This window comes from Serratia sp. M24T3 (assembly GCF_000257645.1).
Classification (GTDB): domain Bacteria; phylum Pseudomonadota; class Gammaproteobacteria; order Enterobacterales; family Enterobacteriaceae; genus Rouxiella.
Genome location: NZ_AJHJ01000064.1, coordinates 1 through 5505, shown reverse-complemented (window position 1 = coordinate 5505; position 5505 = coordinate 1). Strand labels below are relative to the sequence as shown.

Genomic DNA, 5505 nt, shown 5'->3' with positions numbered 1-5505 from the left:
TAAATATCGCCGACTCACGAACACTGCGGGAAGTGAGAAGGATTTCCTGGAATACAGCCCGGATCTACCGGCCCGCCGGGCTGCAGCGGCTGTGTTGGCTGCCGTGGCTGAGCCGGTTGTCTTGGCTGGGCCGGTTGATTGGGCAGCGGAGGTTGTGATGGCTGTCTTGGTTGGATTGGCTCCCCCGGCCGGATGGGTTGCCCGGGCTGTTGCGGCTGGGTAGCCATAACCGCAAATGAGGTCAGCAAAAACAATACGGCCAAAATTCTTTTCATAATTCCTCAGCAATTTTTCTTGAAGCAACTTTCCAAAGATAATTATAGTGCCTTGCAATTTTCTACGCCGAGCTATTGGCTGACAAGGCATGCTTTTAGTTGAAATTTTTATTTTAATCATAGACTTAAATTCCGACTTTCAACTAAAAAACTCATGCTGTGGTCCTCTGTTCATAATAGATAATCTTACTTAAAAAAATTAACCAATTACTTAAAAGTTAACAACAAATAAATTAAAACAAGCCAAATTGATAAGTTAATTTCATATGAAATTTAATGGCATTTGTGTTCAACACGCTAATTTTATGGTGATAAGCAATGATTAGAAAAAAAATCATCTCAATTAGCTTAATAACACTCATCAGTCAGCACAAATATTTATCGGTTGAGGCTCAAGAAAAGGTAAAGATCTCTTAATACAGCGGCGTGTTATAAGGAAATGCTGGTTAATAATTCTCGAAAATGGTGATTACTTATGGAAGCTTAAGGACTTTGGCTCACCCATAAACATCGTGTAATAAAAACTCAACCTTTGTACATTTCACGAGATAAAAACACTCCAGATAACAAAAAAACAACTCAAAATATCGAAAAATAAAAAAAACAAGGTCAACTACTCATTATCCTATCGATTAACATAAGTTTCCTCGCTTTGAAAATAAATAAGGTTATTGTTGATAACAACTTAACTAATAAATTTTGGAAGTTCTCTAGGCATTTCAAAAAAAACCAATTCATTATTTTTTTCAAAAAACCAACAAGAAAATTAAATTTAAAACCGTCATAAGAAAAAATAAATTATTTAATTAGGAAATCAACATGAATAAAAATATAATTCTCAATCTATTTTTATTATTTATTTCATCACCCGTTTTCGCGGCCACAGTCCCACCTTCCGTCACCTGCCTGCCTGAAAATCAAACCAATTTCTCAAATGCTATCCCTTGTTATAGGCAGAATCTGTCTGCAACCCCCCTCAATTATACTTTGACGAGCAGTCAGGCTTATGGTGACGTTCAGGTTAATCGCTATCAATTACAATCGCAGTCATGGTCACCCTCTGGATTGGTGTTACCAGCTCAGTGGGTTGAAAATATTGCCATCGCAATCCCTGCAAACCCAAAGCCAGTACGTGCGTTAATTGCTGCCGATATCAGTGAGGACCTTTTGTACAATGTTGCCGAGGCGACAAGAACGATAGCAATTTCAATCATTTCAATTCCAAGCACCAACCTGATTTACGCAAATGACGGAATACCGCGTAATGAGGACGATAGCGTTTCCCGCAGTTGGCGTTTATTTTTAGATAATCCCGCTCAAAGGCAATTATTGCCACTGCACGTCCCTATGGCTGCCACTATTTCACAGACAATAAGGCTGGCTAAAGAAGAGCTGAAAGAGCAAGGCATTACACAGTTCATTGTAACCGGAGCTTCAAAACGCGGGTGGGCTTCATGGTTGACCGCTATATCAGACCCTAGTGTTGTTGCCATAGTACCGTTTGTTGCTGACGTTTTAAATACGCAGCAGATAATGCAGCATATGTATAAAACTTATGGCGGCAACTGGCCTATTGCCTTTCAGGATTATTACAACCAGAACCTTGATACTTTAAGAACCTCCACCAATTTCACCAAATTAATGAAAATAGAAGATCCATTACAATATCTTGGAACACCTTATCAAGCAGGCCTTACTATTCCAAAATATATAATCAATGCAAGTGGCGATGATTTTTTCATTCCTGACAACACAAGATATTTTTATGACCAATTACCTGGGGTAAAATCTCTTCGGATTGCACCAAATACTGATCATAATGGAATTTTTAACTTTATCCAACAATCTTTGATAAGCTTTGTTAACCGTATTCAAAATGCTACCGCGTTGCCAATTTTAACCACAACCTATACCGGGGCTGTTAATAATAAACAAATGACAATAAATTTTTCCGAGAAACCTACACAGGTAGTTCGCTGGACGGCAACCAACACCGCCTCAAGAGATTTTCGATATGCTTGCGGTATTCGTTATCTATCTTCCCCCCTGCAAGTATCCGGAGCTAATACGGTATCTATTTCATTGGCTAATACTAATCCAGGCTGGCAAGCATCGTTTATTGAAGCAACCTTCAGTGATGGTTACGTTGCTACGAGTCAGGTGAACATTGTCCCTGACGCCGTTTACCCAACTGTGGCTCCCCCATCAGATGGTGCGGCATGCCAAACATTATCCGGTCGATAAATTTAAAGTGAAATTAGAGCTACACATCATATTAGCCAAAACTTCAGCAGCTTTACTCAGCTAAATTCAATACCTAAGTGATTATCCATAGGCTTGCTATATTACCAGCCTTCTTTTTTTAAAGCTGAATACTTGAGCCTAAGCAGCATATAATCATCATAAAAGATTAAAAAACCAATAATTGTTTCAACGATTAAAACAATAAGCATCAAAACTCATATTTAAGCTTAAAAAGGTAAATTTTCTCGCATTTAAATATAAGAACAGTCACTCTTATTTGGTTTTTGACTTATCAGGGATGTCCATGATATCTCTCATCAATCTTCAGTTATTCATTCACTACACTGTGGGACTTTTTCTTTAGTATTTCTTTTAATTTTACAGTCCAAATTTAAAACTATTGATTAAGACCTCCATGCATTGATAAAAGAATCTTATAGATGACGAGAATTAACAATGAGAAATAAAAATGAACAAAGAGCATTTCCTCACAATTCTCTCTTATAAAGGGATCACATTAAAGTTCTTGAACATTACCAAACATGACGATGAACTTTCTGCAGTACTTTTAATTCATTTAATGTTTGAAAAGATTATTGAAGTATGGGTTGAATCAATAACTAATAATCCTAAATTTTTTGCAGGGACTCCGATGACATTTGCTGCCAAACTGCAAGTGGCACAAAATTTCCAAATGCCAGAGCATATCCTCAACACCTTAATAACGTTGAATAAAATTAGAGACACGTTTGGAAATGAGGGAAGCAAAGAAAATATATCCAATGAAGAAATGATTGAGTTGGGGAAGATTTCAATTACTGTTAAAGCGCATAGCCTTTTCAGAAAGCTGCCAACCTGTAGTGTCATTACTAACGAAGGTAAAAAGATTTATAAGGACTCTGCCAATAATATTAAATTATCAAAACTCTTCACTATGCTTTATCAAGAAATAATCATAAGCGTAAGAGATTCAGACTAATCGGCTCAAAAGGTAATAGTAAGTACATAAACCAACCTTAATATAGAAGATAAAATTGACAATAAATAGGGTTATTATTATGTCTTATAAGATGGGTAAAACCTTAGTTTTCTAATTAATAAATGTTCAGTGAACAGTAATTACTTCTGGAGAAACCACCTAATACTTGAAGTATCAAGACAAAGTTATTCTTATCAAAGAGCAATATAAAAGCGCGGTAACTAACTCGACTAGCGCGCTTTTAGGTATTTGGACCTAAAAAAAGAGCCCGACCCTTCGCATGATTACTTAGCGTAACCTTCAGTAGAGATAGTCAGGGTGACTGCATCGCCTACGGCTGGAACGAATTTGTCTAGCTTAAAGTCAGAACGCTGGATGGTGGCAGTAGCGTCAAAACCAATCGCCTCTTTCTTCACCATCGGGTGCATGCCCTGCTTGTTCAAGGTAGCATGCAAGGTGACCGGCTTGGTGATACCTTTGATTGTCAGATTACCTTCAACATCAAATTTGTTGCCACCGGTCGCAGTGACTTTAGTGCTGTGGAAAACAGCTGAAGGATATTTAGCGACGTCAAAGTAATCAGCACCCAAGAATTCTTTGGTCAACAAAGGAACGTGGGTATCGATTTTGGTAATTGGCAAGGTCACGTCCACGCGAGACTGCGTAGGATGATCTTTATCAAACACGATAGTACCTTTTGTACCGGGGATATCCGCAGTTGGATAAGAGAAACCGAAGTGGTCCCAGGCCACAATGACCGAGGTGTGGTCGGTATCCAGGGAATAGTGCATGGCCGCAGCCTGAGAAAGAGGAGCATACAGACTTGCTGCAGCTAACAATGGCAATGCAATCTTGGTAAAGCTTTTCACTCGGATATCCTTTTTAAAAATAAAACAGTCATTAGACTATGGTTCATATCCTTAAATAGGCATAACGAAAAGTTTTGTCTTTACCCTTCAAATATATTGATAAATACCTATACGTTATTATTTCAATAACCAAAAAGTAATTATTAAACTATAACAATCAACACCTTAATAAAAATAATTTAATATTGTTATTATTTCGTTTTGATACCTTCTTATAGGAACTAAATACTGTCTATTTATCAGGATAGATAGTATTTCTCCCTACGTGTAGGATCTATATATATTCAAATTAGCTATAAAGATTATCTACTGACCAAATGATGAATGGAAAACACCCAATGGATTGGGACTGTAAAATAACCGTACATAAAAGCCTGTTACAACGCACTCTACAATCCCGCAGTATGATGGCAATCGGCGCACTTTTCACCATGATAATCCTGACCCACTGGACCCTAGATTTTCTGTGTTGGTTTACCAGTGAAGTGGTGTTTAAAGTCTAATATTTTTCTTAGACATCATGTCTCTAAGCTAACTGACAGAATGCTATGAAAATGGGTAATAAAGGGTGGGATATTTTTTCGTTCCGGGAAATGACAAAAGGCCGGGATCCCGGCCTTTTACTAGCAAACAATGACAATTAGTCAGTTGCTTTATTTTTCAGGTCTACAGCGCCCTGCTTGGTTTTGTCCCAAGTTTTTTCTGTACCCTGCTTGGTGCTATGCCACGCTTTCTGAGTGCCTTCGGTAACTTTACTACCTGTTGAATTAGCCTTACCTTCAGCCGCATGCTTAGACTTAAGCTTCATCTCAGAGCCCTTGTCTTGAGCATGATGCAGCTTCTCTTTTGCAGTATCTGCACCTTTGTTTGCCTGAGCAACAGTATCATCGGTCGCTGAACTGGTAGTCGTTGCTGCGAATACAGGAGATGCCAAAAGTAATGCGGACAAAGCCAAAATAGTCTTTTTCATGATTCCCTCATTTTCAGATATGTTAGGTACACGTCATACAGGATGGCACAAATCAGAAAAAAGCTGTCTAGGATATAGCTGAAAGATGAAGAAAAATTGAATGTTATAACGAAAAAGTGATCTAGGCAGCTTTGAGAGGATAATGTAGTTTACTTGAGTGAATTAATA

6 protein-coding genes are annotated in these 5505 nt (G+C 38.0%); 3 read left to right on the top strand and 3 right to left on the bottom strand.

The features are described 5' to 3' along the window. Window positions 1-396, bottom strand: a 396-nt coding sequence (locus SPM24T3_RS25665; protein WP_237713141.1) for a hypothetical protein, incomplete at its 3' end; no start/stop codon positions are given. A 698-nt stretch (window positions 397-1094) separates the two neighbouring features. Between SPM24T3_RS25665 and SPM24T3_RS23765 the strand changes: the two genes are divergently transcribed. Together SPM24T3_RS23765 and SPM24T3_RS23760 are read left to right on the top strand one after the other, a co-directional pair. Next, window positions 1095-2519 carry a PhoPQ-activated protein PqaA family protein gene (locus SPM24T3_RS23765; protein WP_009639398.1) on the top strand — a complete coding sequence of 475 codons (1425 nt, stop codon included), beginning with the start codon at window positions 1095-1097 and terminating at the stop codon, window positions 2517-2519. A 469-nt stretch (window positions 2520-2988) separates the two neighbouring features. Further along, window positions 2989-3498, top strand: a complete 510-nt coding sequence (locus SPM24T3_RS23760; RefSeq protein ID WP_009639397.1) for a hypothetical protein — start codon at window positions 2989-2991, stop codon at window positions 3496-3498. Between the two features lie 284 nt (window positions 3499-3782). On the opposite strand, the gene SPM24T3_RS23755 is transcribed toward SPM24T3_RS23760, so the two are convergent. Beyond that, window positions 3783-4367 carry a YceI family protein gene (locus tag SPM24T3_RS23755; protein WP_009639396.1) on the bottom strand — a complete coding sequence of 195 codons (585 nt, stop codon included), beginning with the start codon at window positions 4365-4367 and terminating at the stop codon, window positions 3783-3785. Window positions 4368-4705: 338 nt separating this feature from the next. Between SPM24T3_RS23755 and SPM24T3_RS26025 the strand changes: the two genes are divergently transcribed. After that, complete coding sequence (locus SPM24T3_RS26025) at window positions 4706-4870, top strand: hypothetical protein (protein WP_237713140.1); 165 nt, start codon at window positions 4706-4708, stop codon at window positions 4868-4870. Window positions 4871-5007: 137 nt separating this feature from the next. On the opposite strand, the gene SPM24T3_RS23750 is transcribed toward SPM24T3_RS26025, so the two are convergent. Further along, window positions 5008-5337 (bottom strand): hypothetical protein, encoded by a 330-nt coding sequence (locus SPM24T3_RS23750; RefSeq protein WP_009639394.1) that lies wholly within the window; start codon window positions 5335-5337, stop codon window positions 5008-5010. Between the last annotated feature and the right edge of the window lie 168 nt (window positions 5338-5505).

Coding starts and splice junctions, on each gene's coding strand:
- SPM24T3_RS23765 (WP_009639398.1), top strand. CDS start 1,095: ATGAATAAAAATATAATTCTCAATCTATTTTTATTATTTATTTCATCA.
- SPM24T3_RS23760 (WP_009639397.1), top strand. CDS start 2,989: ATGAACAAAGAGCATTTCCTCACAATTCTCTCTTATAAAGGGATCACA.
- SPM24T3_RS26025 (WP_237713140.1), top strand. CDS start 4,706: ATGGATTGGGACTGTAAAATAACCGTACATAAAAGCCTGTTACAACGC.
- SPM24T3_RS23750 (WP_009639394.1), bottom strand. CDS start 5,337: ATGAAAAAGACTATTTTGGCTTTGTCCGCATTACTTTTGGCATCTCCT.